The 26,550-nt window shown below is 71.3% G+C and carries 25 protein-coding genes; 10 read left to right on the top strand and 15 right to left on the bottom strand.

The window, feature by feature from the left end; all coding sequences use genetic code 11:
- Positions 1-68 precede the first annotated feature (68 nt).
- Positions 69-980 carry a substrate-binding domain-containing protein gene (locus B9O00_RS21020; protein WP_085124694.1) on the top strand — a complete coding sequence of 304 codons (912 nt, stop codon included), beginning with the start codon at positions 69-71 and terminating at the stop codon, positions 978-980.
- A 32-nt stretch (positions 981-1,012) separates the two neighbouring features.
- On the opposite strand, the gene B9O00_RS21015 is transcribed toward B9O00_RS21020, so the two are convergent.
- A complete protein-coding gene (locus tag B9O00_RS21015; RefSeq protein ID WP_085124693.1) occupies positions 1,013-1,921 on the bottom strand; it encodes a LysR family transcriptional regulator in 909 nt (302 codons plus the stop codon).
- A gap of 150 nt (positions 1,922-2,071) precedes the next feature.
- On the opposite strand from B9O00_RS21015, the gene B9O00_RS21010 reads away from it, so the two are divergent.
- The 6 genes from B9O00_RS21010 to B9O00_RS20985 are packed head-to-tail and all read left to right on the top strand — an operon-like array spanning position 2,072 to position 9,711.
- Entirely contained in the window at positions 2,072-3,712 is a 1,641-nt protein-coding gene (locus tag B9O00_RS21010; RefSeq protein WP_085124692.1) for an ABC transporter substrate-binding protein, read from the top strand.
- A 5-nt stretch (positions 3,713-3,717) separates the two neighbouring features.
- Positions 3,718-4,743: an ABC transporter permease gene (locus tag B9O00_RS21005; protein WP_085124691.1), complete on the top strand. Its 1,026-nt coding sequence runs from the start codon at positions 3,718-3,720 to the stop codon at positions 4,741-4,743.
- On the top strand, positions 4,740-5,618 hold the full coding sequence (locus B9O00_RS21000; protein ID WP_085124690.1) for an ABC transporter permease: 879 nt from the start codon (positions 4,740-4,742) through the stop codon (positions 5,616-5,618). The genes B9O00_RS21005 and B9O00_RS21000 overlap by 4 nt, the downstream gene beginning before the upstream one ends.
- Before the next feature lie 20 nt (positions 5,619-5,638).
- Complete coding sequence (locus B9O00_RS20995; RefSeq protein ID WP_322111210.1) at positions 5,639-7,306, top strand: dipeptide ABC transporter ATP-binding protein; 1,668 nt, start codon at positions 5,639-5,641, stop codon at positions 7,304-7,306.
- 23 nt (positions 7,307-7,329) lie between these two features.
- Positions 7,330-9,159: an allophanate hydrolase gene (atzF, locus tag B9O00_RS20990; RefSeq protein WP_085124689.1), complete on the top strand. Its 1,830-nt coding sequence runs from the start codon at positions 7,330-7,332 to the stop codon at positions 9,157-9,159.
- Positions 9,160-9,198: 39 nt separating this feature from the next.
- Positions 9,199-9,711 (top strand): phasin family protein, encoded by a 513-nt coding sequence (locus B9O00_RS20985; protein ID WP_143598803.1) that lies wholly within the window; start codon positions 9,199-9,201, stop codon positions 9,709-9,711.
- Between the two features lie 18 nt (positions 9,712-9,729).
- Here B9O00_RS20985 and B9O00_RS20980 read toward each other — a convergent pair whose 3' ends face one another.
- From B9O00_RS20980 to B9O00_RS20930, 11 genes are all read right to left on the bottom strand, one after another.
- On the bottom strand, positions 9,730-10,350 hold the full coding sequence (locus B9O00_RS20980) for a flavin reductase family protein (protein ID WP_085124687.1): 621 nt from the start codon (positions 10,348-10,350) through the stop codon (positions 9,730-9,732).
- Positions 10,351-10,368: 18 nt separating this feature from the next.
- Positions 10,369-11,262: a TauD/TfdA dioxygenase family protein gene (locus B9O00_RS20975; protein WP_085124686.1), complete on the bottom strand. Its 894-nt coding sequence runs from the start codon at positions 11,260-11,262 to the stop codon at positions 10,369-10,371.
- 13 nt (positions 11,263-11,275) lie between these two features.
- The gene (locus B9O00_RS20970; protein ID WP_085124685.1) at positions 11,276-12,409 is read right to left on the bottom strand and encodes an Ldh family oxidoreductase; all 1,134 of its coding nucleotides are present in this window, start codon (positions 12,407-12,409) and stop codon (positions 11,276-11,278) included.
- On the bottom strand, positions 12,406-13,272 hold the full coding sequence (locus B9O00_RS20965) for a fumarylacetoacetate hydrolase family protein (protein WP_085124684.1): 867 nt from the start codon (positions 13,270-13,272) through the stop codon (positions 12,406-12,408). Before B9O00_RS20965 ends, B9O00_RS20970 begins: the two co-directional genes overlap by 4 nt.
- 46 nt (positions 13,273-13,318) lie before the next feature.
- Positions 13,319-14,617, bottom strand: coding sequence for a TRAP transporter large permease (locus B9O00_RS20960; RefSeq protein WP_085124683.1), 1,299 nt, complete (start codon positions 14,615-14,617; stop codon positions 13,319-13,321).
- Entirely contained in the window at positions 14,614-15,159 is a 546-nt protein-coding gene (locus B9O00_RS20955; RefSeq protein ID WP_085124682.1) for a TRAP transporter small permease subunit, read from the bottom strand. The genes B9O00_RS20960 and B9O00_RS20955 overlap by 4 nt, the downstream gene beginning before the upstream one ends.
- 38 nt (positions 15,160-15,197) lie before the next feature.
- Positions 15,198-16,232: a TRAP transporter substrate-binding protein gene (locus B9O00_RS20950; protein ID WP_200808605.1), complete on the bottom strand. Its 1,035-nt coding sequence runs from the start codon at positions 16,230-16,232 to the stop codon at positions 15,198-15,200.
- Positions 16,233-16,324: 92 nt separating this feature from the next.
- Positions 16,325-16,921, bottom strand: a complete 597-nt coding sequence (locus B9O00_RS20945) for a glutathione S-transferase N-terminal domain-containing protein (RefSeq protein ID WP_085124681.1) — start codon at positions 16,919-16,921, stop codon at positions 16,325-16,327.
- A gap of 119 nt (positions 16,922-17,040) precedes the next feature.
- Positions 17,041-18,018, bottom strand: a complete 978-nt coding sequence (locus B9O00_RS20940) for a LysR family transcriptional regulator (protein ID WP_085124680.1) — start codon at positions 18,016-18,018, stop codon at positions 17,041-17,043.
- 60 nt (positions 18,019-18,078) lie between these two features.
- Positions 18,079-21,243 (bottom strand): efflux RND transporter permease subunit, encoded by a 3,165-nt coding sequence (locus B9O00_RS20935; RefSeq protein ID WP_085124679.1) that lies wholly within the window; start codon positions 21,241-21,243, stop codon positions 18,079-18,081.
- A gap of 31 nt (positions 21,244-21,274) precedes the next feature.
- Positions 21,275-22,474, bottom strand: a complete 1,200-nt coding sequence (locus B9O00_RS20930; RefSeq protein WP_085124678.1) for an efflux RND transporter periplasmic adaptor subunit — start codon at positions 22,472-22,474, stop codon at positions 21,275-21,277.
- Between the two features lie 312 nt (positions 22,475-22,786).
- On the opposite strand from B9O00_RS20930, the gene B9O00_RS20925 reads away from it, so the two are divergent.
- The 3 genes from B9O00_RS20925 (at position 22,787) to B9O00_RS20915 (ending at position 23,845) form a co-directional block, all read left to right on the top strand.
- On the top strand, positions 22,787-23,176 hold the full coding sequence (locus tag B9O00_RS20925) for a winged helix-turn-helix transcriptional regulator (RefSeq protein ID WP_085124677.1): 390 nt from the start codon (positions 22,787-22,789) through the stop codon (positions 23,174-23,176).
- Between the two features lie 98 nt (positions 23,177-23,274).
- Positions 23,275-23,580 carry an ATP-dependent Clp protease adapter ClpS gene (gene clpS, locus B9O00_RS20920; protein WP_085124676.1) on the top strand — a complete coding sequence of 102 codons (306 nt, stop codon included), beginning with the start codon at positions 23,275-23,277 and terminating at the stop codon, positions 23,578-23,580.
- Positions 23,581-23,650: 70 nt separating this feature from the next.
- Positions 23,651-23,845, top strand: coding sequence for a hypothetical protein (locus B9O00_RS20915; protein ID WP_085124675.1), 195 nt, complete (start codon positions 23,651-23,653; stop codon positions 23,843-23,845).
- A gap of 19 nt (positions 23,846-23,864) precedes the next feature.
- On the opposite strand, the gene B9O00_RS20910 is transcribed toward B9O00_RS20915, so the two are convergent.
- From B9O00_RS20910 to B9O00_RS20900, 3 genes are read right to left on the bottom strand one after another with little or no spacing between them, the layout of a single operon-like run.
- Complete coding sequence (locus B9O00_RS20910) at positions 23,865-24,629, bottom strand: ABC transporter ATP-binding protein (RefSeq protein WP_085124674.1); 765 nt, start codon at positions 24,627-24,629, stop codon at positions 23,865-23,867.
- On the bottom strand, positions 24,626-25,381 hold the full coding sequence (locus B9O00_RS20905; RefSeq protein ID WP_085124673.1) for an ABC transporter ATP-binding protein: 756 nt from the start codon (positions 25,379-25,381) through the stop codon (positions 24,626-24,628). Before B9O00_RS20905 ends, B9O00_RS20910 begins: the two co-directional genes overlap by 4 nt.
- A gap of 5 nt (positions 25,382-25,386) precedes the next feature.
- Positions 25,387-26,550 carry a branched-chain amino acid ABC transporter permease gene (locus B9O00_RS20900; protein WP_085124672.1) on the bottom strand — a complete coding sequence of 388 codons (1,164 nt, stop codon included), beginning with the start codon at positions 26,548-26,550 and terminating at the stop codon, positions 25,387-25,389.

Raw genomic sequence — 26,550 nt, 5'->3', positions numbered from 1 at the left:
GGAGCGTCGAGTTCTGCAGTCCCGGGTCGCGGCGGCGCCGCGCTCCGAGCGCAGGTGGCAGGGTGCCGGTGGAAAGCGAGTATCTGACCGCGAAGGAGCTTGCGACGCTGCTGCGGATCCGCGAGCGCAAGGTCTACGAGCTCGCGTCCTCGGGCGAGTTGCCCTGCTCGCGGGCCATGGGCAAGCTGCTGTTCCCGCGCCGTGCCGTCGATGCCTGGCTGGCGCGCAAGAGCTCCGGCCAGGTCGCCGAGCCGGCCAGCGTGCGGCCGAAGGTCGTGCTGGGCAGCCACGATCCGCTGCTCGAATGGGCGTTGCGCGAGTCGCGCTCCGGCCTCGCGGCCTGGTTCGACGGCAGCCAGGACGGGCTCGAGCGCTTCGCCCGCGGCGAGGGGCTGGCGACCGGCCTGCATCTGCCGTCGGCCGATGCCGCCGCCGAGGGCGACGGCTGGAACGTCGAGGCGGTGCGCCGGCGCTTCGCCGGCGAGCCGGTGATCCTGATGGAATGGGCTTGGCGCGAGCGCGGCCTGGCGGTCTCGCCGGAGATCGCCGAGCGGGTCCACGCGCTGAGCGACCTCAAGGGCCTGCGCCTGGCGCCGCGCCAGACCGGTGCCGGCAGCCAGACCCTGCTGCTGCAGCTGCTGGCGCGCGAGGGCCTGTCGCTGGAGGCTCTGTCGCCCCTGCCGCCGATGCGCACCGAGACCGAGGCGGTGCTGGCGGTCTACGACGGCAAGGCCGACGCCGCCTTCGGCATCGCCGCCCTGGCCAGGCAGTTCCGCCTCGCCTTCGTGCCGCTGGTGCGCGAGCGCTTCGACCTGCTGGTCGACCGCTGGGCCTGGTTCGAGCCGCCGATGCAGGCGCTGCTCGCCTTCTGCCGCACCGAGCCCTTCAAGGCGCGCGTCGCCGAGTACGGCGGCTACGACGTCTCCGGCCTCGGCACGGTCCACTTCAACGGCGCCAAGGCGACGGGCTTTCCGGCCTGAGCCTCCGGCCGGCCGCTTCCCCAGCCGGTCCGTCAGGCGGCCTCGAACTCGGCCTGGAAGGCGGTCAGCAGCCGGTCGGCGAAGCGTGCCGAGGCGACGGGCAGGGCGCGGTGGCGCAGCTGGCCGAGCAGCAGCAGGCCGGCCGGCACGTCGCGCTCGTCGATCGGCCGGCTGACCAGGTCCTCGGGGTGGCGCGGCGGCTCCAGGCCGATCGGGATGTGGAAGGCCAGGATGCGCTCGGCCCGGGCGTAGTGGCGCAGGAACTCGAAGGAATCGGACTGGACCAGCGGGGTCAGCGCCTGGCCCTTGGCCGCGGCCGCCTGCTCGAGCAGCTGGCGCACGCCGTAGGGCGCGGTCGGCAGGCAGAGCGGATGGCGCAGGCAGTCGCGCAGCCGCAGGCTCTCGCGCTCGGCCAGCGGATGGTCCGGCGCCATCACCGCATGGACCGGCTGGCGGACCACGGCCAGGGTCTGGAACTCGGCGAGCCGCACCGGCTCGAAGACCAGGGCGAGGTCGCAGCTGTAGTCGAGCAGCGCCTGCTCGGCGGCGGTCCGGTCGCGCGGCAGCACCGAGAAGGTCACCGCCGGATGCTCGGTCCGGTAGGCGGTGATCTGGCGCGGCAGGAAATAGGGCAGCAGCGCCTGGCTGCAGGCGATCGGCACGTGGCCGCGCCGGATGCCCTCCAGGTCGGCGATCTTCGACTTCAGCCGCTCGATGTCGGAGATCTGGCTGCGGATGTGCTGGATCAGCAGCTCGCCCACGGTGTTGAGCCGGACGCCGCGCGGCAGCCGCTCGAAGACCGGCGTGCCCAGCTCCTCCTCGAAGGCCTGGACCCGCCGGTTCAGCGCCGAGGGCGTGATGTTCAGCGCCTCGGCCGCCTGCCGGATCGAGCCGGCTTTCGAGATGGCATCGATGTAGCGGTAGGTCAGCAAGTGCCTCATGGCAAAGGCCTCTTTCACGACCGGTGCATTTTTTTCACCGGAAGGGTTCGACAATAGCAGAAGACGGAAACAGTCGCCCTCCCTAGCGTCGAGCCCAGAACAGGCCGCCCGCATCTCCGGCGGCGGCCGCGAACAGAGGGGTAGAGCGGGATGACGCAAGGCACTCGACGCGGCGACGCGGGCTCCGGCACGACGCGGCGCGGCTTCCTCGGCATGACGGGCGCGGCCGCCGCCGGCGCCGGCCTGCTGCCGTTCCTCAAGGTCCTGCCGGTGCAGGCCGGCGCCTCCGATACGGCCGTGGTGGTGATCGGCGGCACGATCAACAGCCTGGACCTGCACCGGACCGGCACCAACCGGCCGAGCTACGAGGTCGCGGTCAACTGCTACGACCGCCTGGTCTCCTTCGGCACCAAGACGCTGCCCGACGGCAGCCTGTCCTACGACTACTCGCAGATCGTGCCGGAGCTGGCCGAGAGCTGGGACATCGCCGAGGACTCGATCACCTTCCACCTCAAGCCCGCGGCCAGGTTCTGGGACGGCACGCCGGTGACCGCCGAGGACGTGCGCTGGTCCTTCGAGCGCGCCGTGACCGTCGGCGGCTTCCCGACCGTCCAGATGAAGGCCGGCCTGCTGGAGAAGCCCGAGCAGTTCGAGGCGGTCGACGAGAAGACCTTCAAGCTGCACCTGCTGCGGCCCTCGAAGCTGACCCTGCCGGACCTCGCCGTGCCGGTGCCCTTCGTCATCAACTCGAAGCTCGCCAAGGCCCATGCCACGGCCAAGGATCCCTGGGCGATGGACTACCTGCACAAGACGACGGCCGGCTCGGGCGCCTTCAAGGTGGTGCGCTGGGATCCGGGCCAGCAGCTGGTCTACGAGCGCAACGACGACTGGGCCGGCGGGCCGCTGCCGGGGCTCAAGCGGGTCATCATCCGCGAGGTCCCGAACCCCTCGAACCGGCGCGCCCTGCTGGAGCGCGGCGACGTCCAGGTGTCCTTCGGCATGCCCGACAAGGACGCCCAGGAGCTCGCCAGGTCGGGCAAGGTCCAGGTCTCCTCGACGCCGATCGAGAACTGCATCAACTGCGTCGGCCTGAACTACAAGTTCGAGCCCTTCCGGGATTCGAACGTGCGCAAGGCCGTGGCCTGCGCGATCCCCTACCAGGCGATCTTCGAGACCGCGGCCTACGGCCAGGGCACGCCGATGTGGGGCGGCAAGCCGGAGATCGATTCGATCGCCTGGCCGCGGCCCTTCCCCTACGACACCGACCTCGACAAGGCCAAGGAGCATATGGCCAAGAGCGGCTTCGCCAGCGGCTTCGAGGTGCCCTTCTCGATCAGCCTCGGCATCGACTGGATGGAGCCGACGGCCCTGCTGATCCAGGAGAGCCTGGCCAAGATCGGCATCAAGACGACGATCGACAAGATCCCGGGCGCCAACTGGCGCACCGCCTCGCTGGTCGAGAAGCGCCTGCCGCTGCACCTGGAGAACTTCGGCGGCTGGCTGAACTACCCCTGCTACTACTTCTACTGGACCTACGAGAAGGGGCACCTGTTCAACTCCTCGAACTACGACAACCCGGAGATCGAGACGCTGGTCGGCGAGACGCTCGACATGCAGACCTCGAACCCCGCCTACGCGCCCAAGATCAAGCGTCTCTTCGAGATCGCGATCGACGACCTGCCGCGCATCCCGCTGTGGCAGCCGGCGCTCAACGTCGGCACCAACGGCGTCAGCGGCTACGAGTACTGGTTCCATCGCGTGCCCGACGTCCGGGGCCTAAAGCGGAGCTGACGGGCATGGCCGGGCGCCCGAAGACGATCCTCTCGCGGATCGCGCAGGCCCTGCCTGTGGTCGTCGGGGTGGTGATCGTCACCTTCCTGCTGACCCGGGCCCTGCCGGGCGACCCGGCCGTCTATTTCGCCGGCCCCTCGGCCGACCAGAACTCGATCGCCGAGGTGCGCGCCGCCCTCGGCCTGGACAAGCCGCTGCCGGAGCAGTTCATCCTCTACGTCGGGCAGCTGCTGCACGGCGACCTCGGCCAGTCGATCTCGACCGGGCAGCCGGTCGCGGTCGAGCTGGCGCGGCGCCTGCCGGCCTCGCTGGAGCTGACCCTGCTGGCGCTGCTGCTGTCCTGCTCGGTGGCGGTGCCGCTCGGCGTGCTGGCGGCGACCCGGCCCGGCTCCTGGGTCGACCATCTCTGCCGGGTGCTGGTCACCGCCGGCGTCTCGCTGCCGACCTTCTTCACGGGCCTCGCGCTGATCTATCTCTTCTACTACCTGCTCGGCCTGGCGCCGACGCCGATCGGCCGGCTCGACTTCCTCTACCTGGAGCCGGAGCGGGTCACCGGCTTCTTCCTGATCGACGCGGCCCTGGCCGGCGACTGGGAGACCTGGCTGGGCGCGCTGCGCCAGATCATCCTGCCGGCCATCACCCTGGGCCTCTTCACCCTGGCGCCGATCTCGCGGATCACCCGCGCCTCGATGCTGCAGGCGCTCTCCTCCGACTACGTGCGCACGGCCAGGGCGGCCGGGCTGACCGGGCGCACCGTCGTCTACCGCTACGCCTTCCAGAACGCGCTGCTGCCGGTGCTGACCACCCTCGGCATGGTCTTCTCCTTCAGCCTCGGCGCCAACGTGCTGGTCGAGAAGGTCTTCGCCTGGCCCGGCATCGGCTCCTACGCCGTCGACGCGCTGGTCGTCTCCGACTACGCGGCGGTGCAGGGCTTCGTGCTCGCCATGGCGCTGCTCTTCGTGGCGCTCAACCTCGCGATCGACATCGCCTACACGCTGGTCGATCCGCGCATCGGGTTCGAGAAGCGATGACCGACCTCGCCGTCGACCGCCCGGCGCCGCGCCCGAGCGCGCTGCGCCACGTCGCCTACGTCCTGCGCTCCAACCCGCTGACCCTGATCGCCTTCCTGCTGCTGGCGCTGCTGCTGGTCGCCGCCCTCTTCGGCCCGGCGATCGCACCCTACGATCCCTACGCCTCGGATGCGCCGGCGGCGCTGCAGCCGCCGAGCTGGAGCCACTGGTTCGGCACCGACAACCTGGGTCGCGACGTCTTCAGCCGGGTCCTGGTCGCCAGCCGCCTCGACCTCGCGATCTCGGTCTCGGCCGTCGCGCTGTCCTTCGTCATGGGCTCGGTGCTGGGGGCGGCGGCCGGCTACTGGGGCGGCTGGACCGACCGGCTGACCAGCCGGATGCTCGACACCATCATGGCCTTCCCGCTGTTCGTGCTGGCCATGGGCATCGTCTCGGCGCTCGGCAACACCGTCGAGAACGTCGTCTACGCGACGGCGATCATCAACGTGCCGTTCTACGCCCGCCTGGTGCGCGCCGAGGTCAACATCCGCCGCGAGGCCGGCTTCGCGCTGGCCGCCAGGCTGTCGGGCAACGCCGACTGGCGGGTGCTGGCCCTGCACATCTTCCCCAACGCCCTGCCACCGATGATGGTGCAGGTCTCGCTCAACCTCGGCTGGGCGATCCTCAACGCCGCCGGGCTCTCCTTCATCGGCCTCGGCGTCCGGCCGCCGACCGCCGAGTGGGGCATCATGGTCGCCGAGGGCGCCAACTACATCGTCTCGGGCGAGTGGTGGATGGCGGTCTTCCCCGGCGCGGCGCTGATGCTCGCGGTCTTCACCTTCAACCTGCTGGGCGACGGTCTGCGCGACATGGTCGACCCGCGCCTGCGCACCTGAAAAAGAGGGGAGGGGGCGCCGTGGCGCTGCTCGACATCCGCGACCTCGCCGTCTCCTTCCGCACCCGACGCGGCACGGTCGAGGCAGTCAGGGGCGTCAGCCTCTCGGTGGCGCGCGGCGAGACCCTCGCCATCGTCGGCGAGTCCGGCTCCGGCAAGTCGGTGACCTCCTACGCCCTGATGCGCATCCTCGACGCCGGCGGCACGATCAAGGCCGGCGAGCTGACCTACGGCGGGGTCGACCTGAGGCGCGCCGGCGAGCGCGAGATGGCCGACATCCGGGGCCGCGAGATCTCGATGATCTTCCAGAACCCGCGCGCCGCCCTGAACCCGATCCGCAAGGTCGGGCGGCAGATCGAGGACGTGCTGCTGCGTCACGGCCGGGCGACCCGCCTGAACGCCAGGGCCAGGGCGATCGAGGCGATGGAGGCGGTGCGCATCCGCGAGGCGGGCAGGCGCTACCACGCCTATCCCTTCGAGCTGTCCGGCGGCATGTGCCAGCGCGTCGTCATCGCCCTGGCGCTGGCCTGCGACCCGAAGCTGCTGATCGCCGACGAGCCGACGACCGGCCTCGACGTCACGACCCAGAAGGCGGTCATGGACCTGGTCGCCGAGCTGATCGCCGAGCGCGGCCTCTCGGCGATCCTGATCACCCACGACCTGGGCCTGGCCGCCGCCTACAGCGACCGGGTCGCGGTGATGCGCCGCGGCGAGCTGGTCGAGGAGGGCGCGGCCGCCGAGATCTTCGCCCGGCCGCAGCACCCCTACACGCAGAAGCTGGTCGCGGCGACGCCGCGCCAGGGCGTCGGCGTGCGCGAGCTGCTGCCGCCGGAGGCACGCACCCCGGCGCCGCCGCCGCGGATCGGCAGCCGGCCGCTGCTCGAGGTCGTCAACCTGACCAAGACCTTCGAGACCGGCGACGGCCCGGTCCAGGCGGTCAAGCGGGTCTCCTTCGAGATCCGCCAGTCCGAGAGCGTCGGGCTGGTCGGCGAGTCCGGCTGCGGCAAGTCGACGACCTCGGCGATGATCATGCGCCTGCTCGACCCGACCTCCGGCGCGATCCTGTTCGACGGCCAGGACCTCGCCGAGACGCCGGCCCGGCGCTTCGCCCGCGACCCGCGCCGGGCCCAGCTGCAGCTGGTCTTCCAGGACGCGACCGACAGCCTCAACCCGCGCTGGAGCGCACGCGCCTCGATCGCCGATCCGCTGGCCCGGCTCGGGCGGCTCGACCGCAGGGCGCGGCGCGCCTGCGTCGAGGAGCTGGCCGAGCTGGTCGGCCTGCCCGGCGAGCTGCTCGACCGCTTCCCGCACCAGCTGTCCGGCGGCCAGAAGGCGCGCGTCGGCATCGCCCGGGCGATTGCCCTGGAGCCGAAGCTGTTGATCCTCGACGAGCCGACGGCGGCACTCGACGTCTCGATCCAGGCGGTCGTGCTGAACCTGCTGGTCGACCTCAAGGCGCGGCTCGGCATGAGCTACCTCTTCGTCAGCCACGACCTGCAGGTCGTGCGGCTGCTTTGCGACCGCATCGTCGTGATGCGCGGCGGCGAGGTCGTCGAGCAGGGCCCGGCCGAGCAGGTCATGGGGGCGCCCGCCTCCGACTACACCCGCAGCCTGCTCGAGGCCGCGCCCCGGCCGCCGAGCGGCGAGGCCGGGTCGCGGGGCCTGCCGCCGCGGGCCGTTCCCCTCTAGTCTGCACTGCCATGAGCCCGACCATGCCGGATCTTCCCCTGAACCTCGCTTCCCTGCGCGCGGCCTATGCCGCCGGCGTCTCGCCGGCCGAGGTGGTCGCCGCCGTCTACCGGCGCATCGAGGCGCTCGGCGACCCGGGCATCTTCATCCACCTCAGGCCCGAAGCCGAGCTGCTGGCCGAGGCGGCGGCCCTGCCGCCGTTCCAGGCGGCGGGCGGGCTGCCGCTCTGGGGCGTGCCCTTCGCGATCAAGGACAACATCGACCTCGCCGGCGCGCCGACGACGGCGGCCTGCCCGGCCTATGCCTACGAGCCCGCGGCGGACGCCTTCTGCGTCGCGCGGCTGCGCCGGGCCGGCGCGCTCGCCATCGGCAAGACCAACCTCGACCAGTTCGCGACCGGCCTGGTCGGCGTGCGCTCGCCCTTTCCGCCGCCGCTCAACGCCCTCGACCCGGCGATGGCGCCGGGCGGCTCCAGCTCCGGCTCGGCGGTCGCCGTGGCGCAGGGCCTGGTGACCTTCGCGCTCGGCACCGACACCGCCGGCTCGGGGCGCGTGCCGGCGGCGCTCAACAACATCGTCGGCCTGAAGCCGAGCCTCGGCCTGATCTCGAACGGCGGCGTCGTGCCGGCCTGCCGCAGCCTCGACACGGTCTCGCTCTTCGCGCTGACCGTCGAGGACGCCTGGCGGGCGCTGGCCGTCGCCGCCGGCTACGACCCCGCCGATCCCTGGTCGCGCCGCCTGCCGCTGCGCGGTCCGGCGGCGCCGGCCGGACGCTTCCGCGTCGGCGTGCCGGCGCCGGCCAGCCGCCGCTTCTTCGGCGACGCGGTCCAGGCCGGGAGCTTCGCCGCCGGCCTGGAGCGCATCGCGGCCCTCGGCGGCGAGCTCGTCGAGCTCGATTTCGAGCCTTTCTACGAGGTCGCGGCGCTGCTCTACGACGGACCCTGGGTCGCCGAGCGCTACACCGTCGTCGAACCGCTGCTGCAGAGCGATCCGGAGGCCCTGCATCCCGTGACCCGGCAGGTGATCGCCAAGGCCGAGGGCTTCTCGGCGGCCGACACCTTCCGCGCCAGCTACCGCCTCGCCGGGCTGAAGCGCCGCATCGAGCCGCTGCTCGACGGCCTGGACCTGCTCTGCGTGCCGACGATCCCGGGCTTCTGCAGCCTGGCCGAGCTGGCGGCCGACCCGATCGGCCCGAACAGCCGGCTCGGCACCTACACCAACTTCGTCAACCTGCTCGACCTCTGCGGCATCGCCGTGCCGATCGCCCCGCGCGCCGACGGCCGGCCGGGCAGCCTGACCCTGCTGGCCAGGGCCGGCCGGGACCACCTGGCCGCCGGGCTGGCCGCGCGCCTGCACGCCGAGGCCGGCGTCACGGCGGGCGTCACGGGCGGCGCGACCGGCTGGCCGCTGTCGCCGGCCGAGCCGCCGGCAGCGGTGGCCGCGGAGGACGAGATCGCGCTCGCCGTGGTCGGCGCGCACATGACCGGCCTGCCGCTGAACGGCGACCTGACGCGGCTCGGCGCGCGCTTCCTCAGCCGCACGCGCACGGCACCCTGCTACAGGCTCTACGCGCTGCCGGGCGGGCCGCCGTTCAAGCCCGGCCTGGTGCGTAGCGAGCAGGGCGGGGCGATCGAGATCGAGGTCTGGGCGCTGCCCGAGTCCGCCTTCGGCGCCTTCATGCGGACCGTCCCGCAGCCGCTCGGCATCGGCACGCTGAGCCTGGAGGACGGCAGCCAGGTCAAGGGCTTCCTCTGCGAGCCGGTCGCCGTCGAGGGTGCGCGCGACATCACCGGCTTCGGCGGCTGGCGCGCCTATCTGGCGGAGGCGGCCTCGCCGGCCGCCGCGGCGCCCTGACGGGGTTGCCGCCCGGCGGGACGAGAGAGCGCGCCGGTTGTGGTCTTTCGCCACAGCCTGATCTGGATCAAGGGCCGGTTCCGCGACCTCGCCTTTGCTGTCGGAAGGGCGGCGCGGGGAGGCGTGCCGCCGAGGCTCGATCCAGGGAGAAACGCGATGCCGAAGCCAGCGACGCAGGACCGAAGCGCGGCAGCCGGGAATGCTGCCGCCGCCCCCCCGTTCCTCGCCTTCGACCCCACCGCCTTCGATGCGGTGCTGCGCGGCAGCGAGGACTGTGCCCGAACCTGCCTGGCCTGGCAGCAGGAGCTCCTCCGCTTCACGACGTCCCGGCTGCAGGCCGACGCCGAGCTTCCGCTGTCGCTCGCCCGCTGCCGGGACGTCCCCGACCTGGTGGCGCTGCAGCAGCGCTGGTTCACCACCGCCCTGCAGGACTATGCGAGCGAAGCCGGACAGCTCCTGGATCTCGCCGGCCGGGCCGCCCGTGGCGGCCTGGCCTGCTGGCAGGAGGTCCGGCCGGAGGAGGCCAGGGAGAGCGCCGAGCTGGTGGAATAGCCCGGTGGCGGCGCTGCCCTACTTGGCGGCCGCCGCTGCCTCCTCCGGGCGCAGCAGGGCGAAGACCTCGGTGACCGCGGCGAAGTCGCGGTAGCCGCAGCGCGCCAGGGCCTGGGCGGCGGCCGTGTCGAAGTAGCCGTCCTTCAGGAAGCGCTCGTCGAGGTGCACGCCGACGACCTGGCCGAGCACGACGATCTGGCCGGTGTCACCGCCGTCCAGGTCCTCGAGGCGCAGGACCTGGAGCACCCGGCATTCCAGCGCCGCCGGGCTCTCGGCGACGCGCGGCGCCTTGACCAGGCGGCAGGGCGCCGCGGTCAGGCCGGCGAGCGCGAACTCGTCGACGCCGGGCTCGACCATCGCCGAGGTCGCGTTCATCTGGCGGGCCAGCGGCAGGGTCGAGAGGTTGAAGACGAACTCGCCGGTCGCCTCGGCGTTGCGCGGCGAGTCCTTCGGCCCCTCGCTGGAGAAGGCGACCATCGGCGGCCGGCTGCACATCGCGTTGAAGAAGCTGTAGGGCGCCAGGTTCGGCCGGCCCTCGGCGTCGAGCGTCGAGATCCAGCCGATCGGTCGCGGCGCCACGATCGCCTTGAAGGGGTCGTAGGCCAGGCGGTGGCCGTCCTTGGGCTCGTAGAAGTGCATGCCTCGCTCCCTCGTCGCTCAGGCGGCCCCGGCCAGCGGGTGCTCGAAGATCCAGTCGGCCATGACCTGGCAGCGCCGCATGTAGCGCGGCTGGTCCGCCCGGTAGTCGGCGATGGCGTTGTGCAGGCAGCCGATGTTGTCCCACATCAGCACGTCGCCCTCGGTCCAGCGGTGCGTGTAGATGTACTTCTCCTGCAGCTGGTGGCGGAACAGGACGTCCAGCATCTCGTCGCTCTCGGCCTGCGGCCAGCCGTCGATCCGGACGGTGTAGCCGGGATTGGCGTAGAGCACCTTGCGGCCGGTGATCGGGTGGGTCAGCACGACCGGGTGGTGCACCGGCGGCTTCCTGCGCCGCTGCTCCTCGCTGAGCGGCGGCCGGGTGCTGCCCTTCTCGCGGCGCATCATCTCCCAGAACTTGTTGAAGTCGTGCTCGGCCGTGGCGCCCTCGAGGCGCCGCTTCACCGCGTCGGGCAGGTCGTCGTAGGCGGCCTGCATGCTGGCGAACTGGGTGTTGCCGAGCGGATTGCCGGCCTCGTCGTGCGGCACCTTGAGGGCGAAGAGCACGTTGGTCAGCGAGATCACCGCGCTGTAGGACATGTCGGTGTGCCAGTCCTGGCCGGCGTCGGCGATGCCGATCGGCTTTCCCTCCTCGACGATGTTCGAGAGGATCATCACCTCCGGATGGCCCTCGACCTGGAAGCTGCCGGCGACGTTGACCTCCAGCGTGCCGAAGCGCGAGGCGAAGGCCTTGTGGGCGGCGGGGTCCAGCGACTGCCGCGGGAAGCGCAGCACGCCGTGGCGGCCGAGGGCCCGGAGCAGGCCCCTGAAGTCGGCGTCGGTCAGCGGCTGCGACAGGTCCAGCCCCTCGATCGTGGCGCCAAGGATCTCACCGGTCGGGACGATGTCGAACACCTTCGAGGCTCCCTTACTGGCTTGCGGGTCGGTCGGAGAGCGCGGCCTCCGGCGTCAGGTGGAAGGGCACGCCGAGGCCCTTGGCGATCGCCGAGAGCTGGGCCAGCAGCGCCGGCGCCAGCGGCACGCCCTCTTTCAGGCGCGCCGCGCGCACCTGGTTCTCGATGTCGCCCGGCATCAGCACCGGGCGCCCGGGATCGACCGGTGCCGCGCCGCGCAGGCGGCCGGCCACCGTGCCGACGTCGGCGGTGAAGGCCTCGAAGCCGCGCAGCAGCGCGGGATCGATCGCGATGAAGCAGTGGCCGATGTTGTCCTCGCTGCCGGCCGTCTGCCGCGCCGCGCCGTTGAAGGCGCCGCCGGCCAGGCTGCCGCCGAGGAAGTGGCCGAGCAAAGCCAGGCCGTAGCCCTTGTGGACGCCGAGCGCCGGCGTCGCGCCGAGCGCGGTCAGGCCGCCGGGCGCGCCCCCGTAGATGATCCGGTAGGCGGCGTGCGGGTCGGTCACCGGCCGGCCCTCGCCGTCGACGACCCAGCCCTCGGGCAGCGGCTTGTCCTGCAGGTGGTGGATGCGGATCTTGTTGCCGGCCGCGGTCGAGGTCGCCATGTCGAAGACGATCGGCTCGCCCCCGGCGGTCGGGATGCCGTAGGCCAGCGGGTTGGTGCCGAGCACCGGCTCGGCGCCGCCCGGCGGCACGACGCAGACCACCTTGGTCGAGGTCGCGACCAGGCAGATCACGCCCTCGCGGGCGGCGAGGCGCGCGTAGTAGCCGGCGGCGCCGAAGTGATGCGAGCGGCGCACCGTGGTCACTGCGATGCCGGCCTGCTTGGCCTTGCGGACGGCGAGGCGGGTCGCGAAGGCGGCCGCCGGGAAGCCCAGGCCGTTGCCGGCGTCGACCGTCGCATGGGCCGGGCCTTCTGCCTCGATTTTCGGTTCTACTGCAAGGTCGTAGCCACCGTTCTTCATCCAGTTCGAGATCAGCGCGAGCAGGGAGATGCCGTGGGTGTCGATGCCGCGCAGGTCGCAGTCGGTCAGGGCGTCGACGCTGGCCTCGAGGTTCTCGCCCGCCAGGCCCCAGCCGGCGAGGATCGCCGCGCACTGGCGGCGCACCACGCCCTCCGGAAAGCGCGGGGTCTCGGCCGCGGCGCTCATGCCCCGGCTCCGCGCAGCACCACCGGGTTCTCCAGCACGCCGATCCCGGGGATCTCGACCTCGACCCGGTCGCCGGGCACGAGGTAGACCGGCGGCTTGCGGAACACGCCGACGCCCTCGGGCGTGCCGGTCGCGATGACGTCGCCCGGCTCCAGGGTCAGGTAGCGGCTGACGTAGGACAGCACGGTGGGCACCGGGAAGATCATGTCGTGGGTGTTGCCGTCCTGCATGACTTTGCCGTTGACCCGGCAGCGGACCTGCAGGTGGCCGGGGTCGGGGATCTCGTCCGCCGTGACCAGGCAGGGGCCCATCGGGCAGAAGCCGTCCATCGATTTCGCGAAGCTGGTCTGCGGCGGCTTGACGTCGAACTGGAATTCGCGCGCCGAGACGTCGTTGAGCAGCGTGTAGCCGGCGACGAAGTCGAGCGCCTCGGCCTCCGGCACGTCGCGCATCGTGCGGCCGACGACGACGGCCAGCTCGGCCTCCCAGTCCAGGCGGGTGACGGCGGCCGGCTTCTCGATCGCCGCGCCGGGCCCGACCACCGAGGAGGGCACCTTGGTGAAGAGCCGCGGCTGCTCCTGCGCCTCCAGGCCGCCCTCGGCGGCGTGGGCGCCGTAGTTGCGGCCGACGCCGATCACCTTGCCAGGCCGCGGAACCGGCGCCAGCAGCCTGACGGCGGCCAGCGGCTCGCCCTCCGGCAGCGCCTCCGCGGCGACCGCGCGCAGCCGCTCCAGGCCGCCCTGCAGCAGCGCCAGCATGTCGGCCGGCGCCGGGTCCAGCAGGTCGGCGAGGTCGACGACCTGACCGGCGTTCAACAGGCCGACCCGGATCCGGCCAGCGGCTTCGTAGGTAACGAGCTTCATGAAGGACTCTCTGAAGGGGCGGGGAGGACGGGCACGGCGCGGCTGCTCAGCGCATCAGGCTCGGCAGGGTGAGCGTGATCGAGGGGAAGGCGACCAGGACGACCAGCAGGATCAGCTCGGTCAGCACGAAGGGCAGCACGCCGGAGAAGCCCTGGCGCGTCGGCACGCCGGTCGAGGCCGAGGCGATGAAGATGTTGAGGCCGACCGGCGGCGTGATCAGGCCGATCTCGGCGGTCTTGACGATCAGCACCCCGAACCAGATGCCGTCGAAGCCCAGGCCGGTCGCGATGGCGTGGGTGATCGGCACGGTCAGCACGATGATCGCGAACTGGTCCATGAACATGCCGAGCAGCACGTAGAAGACCAGGATCAGGGCCAGCACGGCGTGCGGTGACAGGTTGCTGGCCGCGATCCAGTCCAGGATCGCTCCGGTCATCTGGGTGAAGGCCATGAAGTAGCCGAACAGCACGGCGCCGAAGATGATCGTCACGATCATCGTCGTGGTGCGCAGCGTGTGGCCGATCGCCTCGCCGAAGGCGCGGCGGTCGAGCCGGCCCATGACCACGGTGATCAGCAGGGCGCCGATCGCGCCGATCGCGCCGACCTCGCTGGGCGTCGCCGTGCCGCTGTAGAGCGCGCCGAGCACCAGGACGATCAGGATCATCACCGGCCAGACCCGGCCGCGCTCCTCCGGCGCCGCCGCCGCGCCGAGCGAGGCCGGCCGGGCCTTCGGGGCCGGCGCCAGCTCGGGCCGGCGCCAGACGCAGAGCGAGATCGTGACGATGTAGCCGAGCGCGGTCAGCAGGCCGGGCAGGATGCCGGCGATGAACAGCTTGCCGATCGATTCCTCGGAGATGATGCCGTAGACGACGAAGGCGATCGAGGGCGGGATCATGATCGCCAGCGTGCCGGCGACCGAGATCGTGCCGACCGCGAAGCCGGGCTTGTAGCCGAGCGCCTTCATGGTCGGGAAGGTCGAGCGGGCGATCGCCGCGACCGCCGCGGTGCTGCTGCCCGAGGCGGCGGCCAGCACGGCGCCGGCCAGGACCGCGGTGACCGCGAGGCCGCCGCGCACCCGGCGCAGCAGGCGGCCGCAGGCCAGCATCAGGTCGCGGGCGACGCCGCCGGCGCTGAGCAGCTCGCTCATCAGCACGAACATCGGGATGGTCAGCAGCACGAAGTTCGCGGTCGTGTGGTGGACGACGCTCTCCATCAGCCCCGGCACGACCGGCGCGGGCGCGATGACGAGCAGGCAGATCGTGCCGGCGATGCCGAGTGCGAAGCCGATCGGCAGGCCGAGGGCGATCAGCACCAGCAGCAGGCCGACACCGAGCAGGATGGTCATGGGTGCTCAGGTCCTTCTTCGACCTCGTGGTCGCTGCCGATCGGCTTGAGGGTCGGGGCGACGGCGTCGAGCAGCACCCGGAGGGCCAGCAGCCCGAGCCCGAGCGGCACCCAGACCCAGGACCAGTCGACCGGCCAGTCGATCACGCCCATGGTCACCTCGTCGTTGACCAGTGCGTCGAGGAAGCGCCCCCAGGAGAACCAGGCGAGCGCCGCCAGGTAGACCGCGGCGGCGAGCAGGCCGAGCCGGATCACCATCTGGTTGAAGGCCGCCGGGCAGCTGTCGAGCAGCAGGCGCACCTGGATCGCGCCGCCCTTGCGGTAGCCCCAGGGCAGGGCCAGCAGGACCATGGCGACCAGCAGGTAGTCCTCGGTCAGGGTCAGCTGGAAGGTCAGCGGCGCGGCGAAGGCATGGCGCAGGATCGCGTCGAGCGAGACCAGCACCATGATCGCCACCAGGACGGCGCCGGCGGCGACGGCCGCGACGTTCTCGACGACGCAGAGCACCCGGTCGGTGCGTGCGTGCCAGTGCGCGTAGGCCATCGCCGCCTCGCCTCAGCCGTTTCGATCGGGCCGGCCGCTCAGCTCGCGGTCAGCTCGCGGAACTTCGCCAGCACCTTGTCGGCCGGCAGGCCGCGGTCCGCGAGCCGCTTGACCCACTCGTCCTGGACCTTGGCGAGCTCGGCGTTGATCGCCTTCAGCTGGTCCGGTGCGAAGGCGTACATCGTCTTGCCCGCGCCCTCGAACTCCTTGATCAGGCCGCCGACCTCGTTGTCCATGAAGGTCGAGGCCGAGGTCTGCGTGTCCTTGCCGGCCTGGACCATGGCGTCCCGGATCTCCTTCGGCAGGCTGGCCATCTTCTTGGCGTTGCCGCAGAAGATGTTGACGAAGGTGCCGAACGAGCCGTTGGTGCTGGCCGCCTTCATGATCTCGTCGACCTTGTAGGGCTTGAGGCTGGACAGCGCCGAGATCGTCGCGCCGACCGTGCCGCGCTCCAGGGCCACGTACATGTCGCTGACCGGGATCTCGGCCGGCGAGGCGCCGAGCGCGTTGATCACCAGGTTCATCGAGCCGCCGGCCGAGCGGATGACCTTGCCCTTGAAGTCGTCGACCGTCTTGATCGGGTCGCCGGTGGAGACGATCTGGTAGGGCGGGAAGGCCATGACCCAGAGCGGATCGCAGTCCTGCGAGGCGAACTCCTTGGCCAGCGCGCCGCCGTCGGCCAGCTGGTCGCTGTGCGCCGTGACGATCGCCTGGGACGAGCCGCCGAGGCCCGGCAGCATCGACACGCCGTTGAGCGGCAGCTTGTCGGAGACGTAGCCGACCGGCACCGGCACGAAGTCGGCGACGCCGCTCTGCAGGGCCGAGAGCAGCTCCTTCAGCTTGGCGATCTGGCCGGCCGGGTAGTAGTTGAACTTGACCGCGCCGCCGGTCAGCTCGGTCACCCGGTCCATCCAGGGCTGCACGCCCTGGGCCGCGATGACGTGCTTCAGAGGGCTGCCGTGCGCGACCGTGACCTCGATCTTGGCGGCACGCAGCGGGCGGGCCCCGAGGCCGAGCGCGAGCGCGCCCGCGCTCATGCCGGCCAGCACCTTGCGGCGATCTACCTTCTTCATCCGACGTTCCTCCCGTCTTGGTTCGGTTCTGATTTGTCCGGGCCGTTGCTTCTGTCCGCGGCCTCTTGGTGGTTTGCTTGCGTGCCGCGGCCTCAGCCGGGCAGGGTTCCGGTCATCGAGGGGCGCTCGGCGAAGCCGGCGTACCATTCGGCGAGGCGGGGCCGCCCCTGCAGCCAGTCGATCCGGGAATGACGGAAGCCCAGCCAGGCGATGCCGCAGGCGGCCCCGATCGCCGCCAGGTTCGGCTCGCCGGCGAGCTCCGCGACCGAGGCGTCCAGCCGGTCCAGCCCGCGCTGGGCGATCGCCAGCTGCTTGTCGATCCAGGCCGGCGACTGCTCGCCCTCCGGCCGCATCGTCTCCTGGCGCGCCAGCAGGCCGCCCTCGATGGCGCCGTCGGCGAGCGCCGACAGGGTCTGGATGCGCCAGCGACGTTCGCCGGTGCCCGACAGCCGGCCGCCGCCGTGGGTCTCGTCGAGCCAGGCGCAGATCACCGGCGAGTCGAACAGCACCTGGCCGTCGTCCAGCTCGAAGGCCGGCACCTTGGCCAGCGGGTTCCTGTCCCAGAAGCCGCTGGCCTGGTCGCGCGGATTGGTCTGGACGCGCTCGACCGCGTCCCACAGGCCGAGCTCGATCAGCACGACCGAGACCTTTCGCACGAAGGGCGAGGTGCCGTTCCAGTAGAATCGCAAGAAGTCTTCCTCCGGCCGCCGCGGGCTCTGCCGGCCCGTCGGTTCACTGGAGAAAGCTTAGGGGCGGTTACTGATCAGCGACAAACTCAAAAGGGTGATTAATTGATCAGGAAATCCGATCAGCGGGCTGCCGCCGTCGGACGCCCGGACAGCGGCCTGAGGCCGATCTCGCCGAGGTCGGCCTGGTTGGCGCAGAGCAGCCCCAGCAGGTCCAGGAAGGCCCGGGTCGCGGCCGAGCAGGGCTCGCTGCGCCGCGCCAGGATGCCGACCTCGCGGTAGGGGGCGAGGTCGGCGAAGGGCAGCGCGACCAGCTCCAGCGCCGACAGCATGCGGCGGTCGACCATCGGCATCACGGTGATGCCCAGGCCGGCGGCGACCATGGTGGCGATGGTCTGGTACTGCATGGCGTCGCACTTGATGTGCGGCAGGAAGCCGGCCTGGCGGGCGGTCCGCTCGACCAGGGCCCGGGCGGTCGTCCCCTTGGCCGGCAGCACCAGCGGCAGGCCCTCGATCTCGCCGAAGCGGACCCGGCGGCGCCGGGCCAGGCCATGGCCGCGCGGCAGGATCAGGTAGAAGGGCTGCTCCAGGATCGGCTCGAAGGTGAGCCGCTCGGGCACGTGGGCGAAGGGCCCGACACCGATCTCGACGTGGCCGGTCAGCAGCGCCTCGAACATCTCGTCGGCGAAGTCCTCGCGGATCGAGACGGAGATCCCGGGATACTCGCGCTCGAAGTGGACCAGGGCGCGCGACATCAGGCCGATCGCCACGGTCGGCGAGGCCGAGACGCTGACCCGGCCGCGGGTCAGCGCGTCCTCGCTCTGGAAGTCGCGGACCAGCTCCTCGGTCTCGACGACCAGGCGCTTGGCGCGCTCCAGGAGCTCGCGCCCGGCCAGGGTCGGCGTGACCTGCCGGGTCGTGCGGGTGAAGAGCTTGACCCCGAGCAGCTCCTCCAGCTGCGCGATCTGCGCCGTCACCGCCGGCTGCGAGCGCCCGATCTGCTCCGCCGCCGCCCGGAACGAGCGGGTCTCCGCGACCGCGATGAAGGTTGCGAGATGCCCGATGATCGAGCGTGAGGCGAGCGAGGGGCGGAGGGCCATGGCCTGAGTGAAGCACGGGGGGCCGCTTCGATCCAATCGGCCGGATCCGCCCTCGGCCCGTCACTCCGCCGCCACCGGCACCCGCGCCTCGCCGGTGACCCGCTTCTCCAGGCCGCGCAGCAGGACGTAGAAGAGCGGCGTCAGGAACAGGCCGAAGACCGTGACGCCGAGCATGCCGGAGAAGACGGCGACGCCCATGGCGTGGCGCATCTCGGCGCCGGCGCCGCTCGAGACGACCAGCGGCACGACGCCCATGATGAAGGCGAAGGAGGTCATCAGGATCGGCCGCAGGCGCAGGCGCGCCGCCTCGACCGCTGCGGCGATCGTGCTCTGGCCGCGGGCCTCGATCTCGCGGGCGAACTCGACGATCAGGATGGCGTTCTTGCAGGCCAGGCCGACCAGCACGAAGAGGCCGATCTGGGTGAAGATGTTGTTGTCGCCGCCGGCCAGCCAGACGCCGGCGATCGCCGAGAGCAGGCAGAGCGGCACGATCAGGATGATCGCCAGCGGCAGCAGCAGGCTCTCGTACCTGGCGGCCAGCACCAGGAAGACCAGCAGCACGCAGATCGGGAAGACGATGATCGCCGTGTTGCCCGCGATCTCCTGCTGGTAGGTCAGCTCCGTCCACTCGAAGCCCATGCCCGGCGGCAGCGTCTCCTTCAGGATCCTGACCATCGCCTGCTGGGCCTGGCCGCTGGAGTAGCCCGGCGCCGGGCCGCCGTTGAGGTCGGCGGAGCGGAAGCCGTTGTAGCGCATGGCGCTCTCCGGCCCGGTCGTGCTGCTGACCCGGAGCAGCGCGCCGAGCGGCACCATCCTGCCGTCGTTGCTGCGCGTCTCCAGCCGCAGGATGTCGTCGGGATGCGCGCGGAACTGGCCGTCGGCCTGGGCGATGACCTGGTAGGTCCGGCCGAACTTGTTGAAGTCGTTGACATAGAGCGAGCCGAGGTAGATCTGCAGCGCGGCGAAGACATTCTCGACCTCGACGCCGAGCTGGCGCGCCCGGGTGCGGTCGAGATCGGCATAGAGCTGCGGCGCGTTGATCGCGTAGCTGGTGAACACCCCGGCCAGCTCCGGCGCCTGGCGGGCCTTGGCGACGACCTGCTTCATGACCGTGTCGAGCGCCTCGTAGCCGACGTCCCGGCGGTCCTCGACCTGCAGCTTGAAGCCGCCGATCGTGCCCAGGCCCTGGACCGGGGGCGGCGGGAAGATCGCGACGAAGGCGTCCTTGATGCCGGCGTACCTGGCCTGCAGCTTCTGTGCGATGGCGAAGCCCGAGAGGTCGGCCGAGCGGCGCTGGTCGAAGGGCTTCAGCGTGACGAAGACGATGCCGGCGCTGGCGCTGTTGATGAAGCCGTTGATCGACAGGCCCGGGAAGGCGACGGCGCTCTCGACCCCGGGCTCGCGGTCGGCGATCTCCGACATCTCGCGGATCACCCGCTCGGTGCGGTCGAGGGTGGCGCCGTCCGGCAGCTGGGCGAAGCTGACCAGGTACTGCTTGTCCTGGACCGGCACGAAGCCCGGCGGCACGGCCTGGAAGCCGGCATAGGCGCCGCCGAGCAGCAGGCCGTAGACCAGCAGCGCCACCGCCTTGTGGCGGAAGGTCCGGGCGACGCCGCCGCCGTAGTGCTCGGAGCCGCGCCGGAAGACCTGGTTGAAGCGGCGGAAGAAGCCGCCGAAGACCCGGTCGATGGCGCGGGTCAGCCAGTCCTTCGGCGCGCCGTGCGGCTTCAGCAGGATCGCCGCCAGGGCCGGGCTGAGGGTCAGCGAGTTGAAGGCCGAGATCACCGTCGAGATCGCGATGGTCAGGGCGAACTGGCGATAGAACTGGCCGGTCAGGCCGGTCACGAAGGCGATCGGCACGAAGACCGCGCAGAGCACCAGGGTGATGGCGACGATCGGGCTGGTGACCTCGGTCATGGCGCGGACCGCCGCGTCGCGCGCGCCGAGCCCGTTCTCGATGTTGCGCTCGACGTTCTCGACCACGACGATCGCGTCGTCGACGACGATGCCGACCGCCAGCACCAGGCCGAACAGCGACAGCGCGTTGATCGAGAAGCCGAAGGCCAGCATGACCGCGAAGGTGCCGACGATCGAGACCGGCACGGCGAGCAGCGGGATGATCGAGGCGCGCCAGGTCTGCAGGAACACGACGACGACCAGCACGACCAGGACCAGCGCCTCGAGCAGGGTGTGGATCACCGCCTCGATCGAGCCGCGCACGAAGACCGTCGGGTCGTAGACCACCGAGTAGGAGACGCCCTCGGGGAAGCTCTTCGACAGCTCCGCCATGGTCGCGCGGACCTGGTCGGAGATCTCGATCGCGTTCGAGCCCGGCGACTGGAAGATCGGGATGGCGACGGCGGGCTGGTTGTCGAGCAGCGAGCGCAGGCCGTACTGGGCGGCGTCGATCTCGATGCGCGCGACGTCCCTGAGGCGCGTCACGGCGCCCGAGGCGTCGCGCTTGACGATCATCTGGCCGAACTGCTCGGCGTCGTCGAGCCGGCCCTGGACGTTGAGCGGCAGCTGCAGCTCGACGCCCTCGCCGTAGGGCGGGCCGCCGATCACGCCGGCCGAGACCTGCTGGTTCTGGCTGCGCACCGCGGCGACCACGTCCTGGGGCGTCAGGCCGCGCTCGGCGACCTTGCGCGGGTTGAGCCAGATGCGCATCGCGTAGTCGCCCGAGCCGAACAGCTGGACGCTGCCGACGCCCTGGATCTTGGCCAGCTGGTCCTTGACGTTCAGCACCGCGTAGTTGCGCAGGTACAGCATGTCGTAGCGCCGGTTCGGCGAGGTCAGGTGCACGACCATGGTCAGGTCGGGCGAGCTCTTGACCGTGGTGACGCCGAGGCTGCGCGTGACCTCCGGCAGGCGCGGCAGGGCCTGGTTGACCCGGTTCTGCACCAGCTGCTGGGCCAGGTCCGGGTCGGTGCCCAGCTTGAAGGTCACGGTCAGGGTCAGCAGGCCGTCCGACGAGGCCTGGGAGAACATGTAGAGCATGTTCTCGGTGCCGCTGATCTGCTCCTCCAGCGGCGAGGCCACGGTCTCGGCGATGACCTTGGGGTTGGCGCCGGGGAACTGTGCCTTCACCACCACGGTCGGCGGCACGACCTCGGGATACTCCGAGATCGGCAGCTGGGTCAGCGAGACCAGGCCGGCCAGGACGATGACGACCGAGATGACGCCGGCGAAGATCGGCCGGTCGATGAAGAAGCGGGACAGGTTCATGGCTTCGGGCCCGATCGGAAGGGCGGCGCGCTCAGTTCGCGGCCGCGGCCTGCTGCGCCGCCGCCGGCGCGGGGGCTTCGCTGGCCGCGACGAGCATCTCGGGCCGGACGTGCTGCAGCCCGTCGACGATGACCCGGTCGCCCGGCTCGAGGCCCCGGCGGACGACCCGCCCGGCGCCGATCTGCCGGCCGAGCGAGACCTCGCGGTAGGCGACCTTGCCGGCGCCGTCGACGAGGTAGACGAAGGTCTTGCTCTGGTCGAAGCCGATCGCGCGCTCGGGCAGCAGCAGCGCCTCGCGCTCGGCGGCGTCGCCCAGGCGCACCGTCACGAACATGCCGGGCAGCAGCGTGCCGTCGGCGTTGTCGAAGCGGGCGCGGGCGCGGATCGTCCCGCTCGCCGGGTCGATGCGGTTGTCGAAGCTGTAGATGTGGCCGCGGTAGACGCGGCCGCCGGCCTCGCCGACCGACAGCTCGACCGGGACCTCGCGCTCGGCGGCCCGGCCGACGGCCTGCTCGCGGATCGAGTCCAGGTAGGTCTGCTCGTCGACCTCGAAGTCGGCGTAGACGGCCTTGTCGGCGACGACGCTGGTCAGCAGCGGCGCCGAGGGGCCGGCCGCGACCAGGTTGCCGACGGTCAGCTCGACCCGGCCGGCGCGCCCCGAGATCGGCGCCCGCACGTAGGCGTGCTCCAGGTCGAGCCGGGCCTGGTCGAGCTCCGCCTGGGCGGTCTCGACCGCCGCCTCGGCGACCCGGGCGGCGTTGCTGCGCTCGTCGTAGAAGCGCTGCGAGACGGCGTGCTTGCCGACCAGGGCCGCGGCGCGGCCCAGGTCCGTCTTGGTGAAGGCGACGTTGGCCCTGGCCGAGGCGAGGGCCGCCTCGGCGCGCGCGACCGCCGCCTGGTAGGGCCGCGGGTCGATGACGAAGAGGATGTCGCCGGCCTCGACGTTCTGGCCGTCCTCGAACAGCACCTCGGTGATGCGGCCGCCGACCTCCGGGCGGATCTCGGCGGCGTCGACGGCGTGGAGGCGGCCGGAGAAGGCCGACCAGGCGCGCACCTTCCGAGGCTCCAGGGTGCGCACCGCGACCGGCACGGCCTGCGGCGGCGCGGCGGCCGCGGCTCTGCCGCCGGCCTCGTCCGGCCGGAGGAGGTGGAGGGCGGCGGCGACGCCGAGCGCGGCGACCGCGCCCAGGACGGCGGAACCCTGCAGCAGACGACGGAATCGGAAAGTCATCGGATCACCCCTTCTCACCCCGCGGGCCCGCCGAGGCGGGCCGGCCTTCTCGGCGCGCCGGGCCGGTGCGGCGGCGCGCCCCTTCAGATGTCGGCGGTCGCTGCGACCGCTTAGCGCGATGCCCCCCGTTTTTTGCCCAGTCTTGTCAAAAAGGGCCCTGTCAAAGCGTCGGGCAGGGGCCTCGCTTCGGATCCAAGAGGTCGGGGGTGATTTCCCTTGGGCAAATACCTACCTTCTGGTAAGTGTGAAAAAGCTCGGGAGCGTGGTCTCCCTGCAGCAGGCCCCGGCAGCCGGAAGGGAAGGGACGAGACGATGGGCGACGGTTCGAAGCCCCGGCAGTACAGCTGCGGCCTGGAGGCGGCCCTCGAGGTCGTCGGCGGCAAGTGGAAGGTGCTGATCCTCTGGACGCTCGGCTCCGGGCCGCTGCGCTTCGGCGAGCTGCGCCGGCAGATCCCGGGGATCAGCGAGAAGATGCTGATCCAGAACCTGAAGGAGATGGAGGCCGACGGCATCGTGACGCGCACCGACCACAAGGAAGTGCCGCCGCGCGTCGACTACGCCATGACCGCCTTCGGCCACTCGCTCTGCGCCGCCCTGGCGCCGCTCTGCGCCTGGGGCCAGGAGCACATCGAGCGGATCGACGCCTGCCGCCGCGCCCACGAGGCCCGGGAAGAGGCGAAGCGCGAGAGGGTGGACGCCTGACGGGCCCGTCGTCCGGCCGCGTGGACGGCCGCCCCGCGGCCGTGGCAGACTGCGGGCCGTGCCCCGCCTCAGCGCTGCCGTCGGGAGCGGCCCCTGCGATGGGTGACGTCAAGACCACGCCCCGCACGAAACCGCAGCTCAAGGTCGAGCGGCCGCGGCTGCACAAGGTCATCCTGGTCAACGACGACTACACGCCCCGCGAGTTCGTGGTGACGGTGCTGAAGGCCGAGTTCCGCCTGGCCGAGGAGCAGGCCAACCGCGTCATGATGACCGCCCACCGCCGCGGCGCCTGCGTCGTCGCCGTCTTCCCGAAGGACGTCGCCGAGACCAAGGCGACCAGCGCCACCGACGCGGGGCGGCGCCAGGGCTACCCGCTGCTCTTCACGACGGAGCCGGAGGAGTAGGGGGAGGCTTGCCGACAGGCCGGCATCGGGCCAGTGCTGGGGAGTTCGGTTTTGGCGGAAGGGCCCGACCGTGGCGCCGCGGACCGTATGGGCGTTCAACTTCGCCGGCTGGCTGCTGTTCGCCGGCTCGGCGGTCGCCTCCATCATCAGCACCCTGCGCGCCGGCGACACGGTCGGCCTGATCGCCAGCGTGCTGTTCCTGCTCGCCTGCCTGGTCTTCCTGGTGCCCTTCTGGATCCATCGGCCGCCGAAGGAGCGCCGCTGACCGTCGAGGCTTCGTGCCGTCAGATCGCCAGGTACTGGTGCCTCAGCTCGACGTTCTCGAGCACCTCCTGGGCGGTGCCGTCGAAGACGATCTGGCCCATGTCGAGGATCAGCGCGCGGTCGGCGAGCTGCAGGGCGGCGACGGCGTTCTGCTCGACGATGATCGTGGTCAGGCCCAGCTCCTTGATCTCGCGCAGGATCTTCTCGATCTCCTGGACGATGACCGGGGCCAGGCCCTCGTAGGGCTCGTCGAGCAGCAGCAGCTTGACGTCGCGGGCCAGCACGCGGGCGACCGCCAGCATCTGCTGCTCGCCGCCGGAGAGCGTCACGCCCTCCTGCCGGCGGCGCTCGGCGAGGCGCGGGAAGTGGTCGTAGATGCGCTGCAGCTCCCAGCCCTTCGGCTCGGCGATCTGCGCCAGCTCCAGGTTCTCCTCGACCGAGAGGCCCGGGATGATGCGCCGGTCCTCGGGCACCAGGCCGACACCGTGCTGCGCCGCCTGCCAGTCCTTCATGGTGTCGATGCGCTCGCCGTCGAGCGTGATCGTGCCGTGCTTCAGCTCCGGGTTGGCGGTGCGCGCGATGGTCCGGAGCGTCGAGGTCTTGCCGGCACCGTTGCGGCCGAGCAGGGCGACGATCTCGCTCTTGCGGATCTCGAAGGAGACGTCCTGAACGATATAGCTCTCGCCGTAGTAGGACTGCAGGCCCTGGGCGGAGAAGAACGCCGGCGCGGCCCCGGCGCCGGCCGGCCGCGCCCCGGTTTCGGCCGCGGTGTCGACGGTGCTCATAGGTGCGCGCCCCCCAGATAGGCTTCCTGCACGCGCGGGTCGCCCTTGATGTCGTCGGGCTTGCCCTCGGCGATCACCGTGCCCTGGGCGAGCACGGAGATCTTGTGGGCCAGCGAGAAGACGACGTGCATGTCGTGCTCGATGACGATCTTGGTGATGCCGCGCTCGCCGATCCGCTTCAGCAGGTCGATCGTCGCGTTGGTGTCGGCGCGCGACATGCCGGCGGTCGGCTCGTCGAGCAGCAGCAGCTTGGGATCCTGGACCAGGCACATGGCCAGCTCCAGGCGCCGCTTGTCGCCGCGCGACAGGGAGTTCGCCAGCACGTCCCGCTTGTCGGCGAGGCCGACGTCCTCGAGCAGGTGCTCGGCCTTCTCGATGACCGCGCGCTCGCCGTCGACGCGTGCCCAGGCGTTGAGCGCGAAGGCGCCGTCGCGCTTGGCCAGGGTCGGGATCATGACGTTCTCGAGCAGCGTCAGGTCGCCGAAGATCTCCGGCGTCTGGAACACGCGCGCGACGCCGACCTGGTTGATCTCGTGCGGGCTCTTGCCGACCAGCGAGGTGCCGTTGAAGGTCACCGTGCCGGTGTCCGGGGTCAGGCGGCCGACGAAGCAGTTGAGCAGCGTCGACTTGCCGGCGCCGTTCGGGCCGATGATCGCGTGGACGTGGCCTTCCTCGACCGTCAGGTTGACGTTGTTGAGGGCGCGCAGGCCGCTGAAGGACTTGTTGACGTTCTGCACCTGCAGGATCGACATGGCGCTCACTCCCCGGCGTGGAAGGCGCGGCGGGAGCCGGCCGCGTCCTCGGACGAGCCGCCGTCCGGGCGCTTTCGCCGCGTCAGCTGGATCAGGCGGGTGGCGCCCTCCATCAGGCCGCCCGGCAGGAAGATCACGATGACCATGAACAGCGCGCCCAGGGTCAGCTGCCAGCCGTCGCCGACGAACAGGCCGAGCACCGCGACCAGCGGGTCGCTCAGCCAGTGCGGCAGGAAGCCGAAGATCGAGTGCAGCGTGGCGTCGTTGAAGGCCGAGAAGATGTTCTCGAAGTACTTGATGATGCCGGCGCCGAGGATCGGGCCCAGCATCGTGCCCGCGCCGCCCAGGATGGTCATCAGCACGACCTCGCCGGAAGCCGTCCACTGCATGCGCTCGGCGCCGGCCAGCGGGTCGGTGACCGCCAGCAGCGACCCGGCGAGGCCGGCGTACATGCCCGAGATCACGAAGGCCGCCATGGCGTAGGGCCGGGTGTTGACGCCGGTGTAGCTGAGCCGGTTCTGGTTCGACTTGATCGCGCGCAGCATCGTGCCGAAGGGCGAGCGGGTGATCCGGAGCGCCAGGTAGAAGGCGATGATCAGCATCACGGCGCAGAAGTAGAAGGAGGGATAGCCGAGCAGCTCGAAGCCGAAGAGGTTCGGCGACGGCAGGCCGTCGGGCGTCGCGACGCCGAGCAGGCTGTCGAGCAGGCGCGGGTCGGTGCCCCTGAGCTGCAGGCCGGTCTCGCCGTTGGTCAGCGGGGTCAGCACCGAGTAGGCGAGGTTGTAGGACATCTGCGCGAAGGCGAGCGTCAGGATCGAGAAGTAGATGCCGGTGCGGCGCAGGCTGAGGAAGCCGATCGCCGCGGCGAAGATGCCGGCGAAGATCACGCCGAACAGCACCGCCGGCAGGACGTTCATGGTCAGGAGCTTGAAGGCCCAGACCGCCGTGTAGGAGCCGACGCCCAGGAAGGCGGCGTGGCCGAACGACAGGTAGCCGGTCAGGCCGAACAGGATGTTGAAGCCGATCGCGAAGATCCCGTAGATCGCGAACTTCTGCAGCAGGTCCGGATAGTCGGCGCCGAACGGCGCGGTCCAGAGCGGCATCGCCAGGACGGCGATCGAGAAGCAGGCGAACAGGATCAGGTCGTTGCGCGGGGTGTTGTCCTGCAT

Origin of the sequence: Tistlia consotensis USBA 355 (genome assembly GCF_900177295.1) — a bacterium.
In the GTDB taxonomy this organism is placed as follows: Bacteria; Pseudomonadota; Alphaproteobacteria; order Kiloniellales; family DSM-21159; genus Tistlia; species Tistlia consotensis.
The sequence above is the reverse complement of the archived record's forward strand: the minus strand, read 5'-3'. Positions and strand labels throughout refer to the sequence as shown.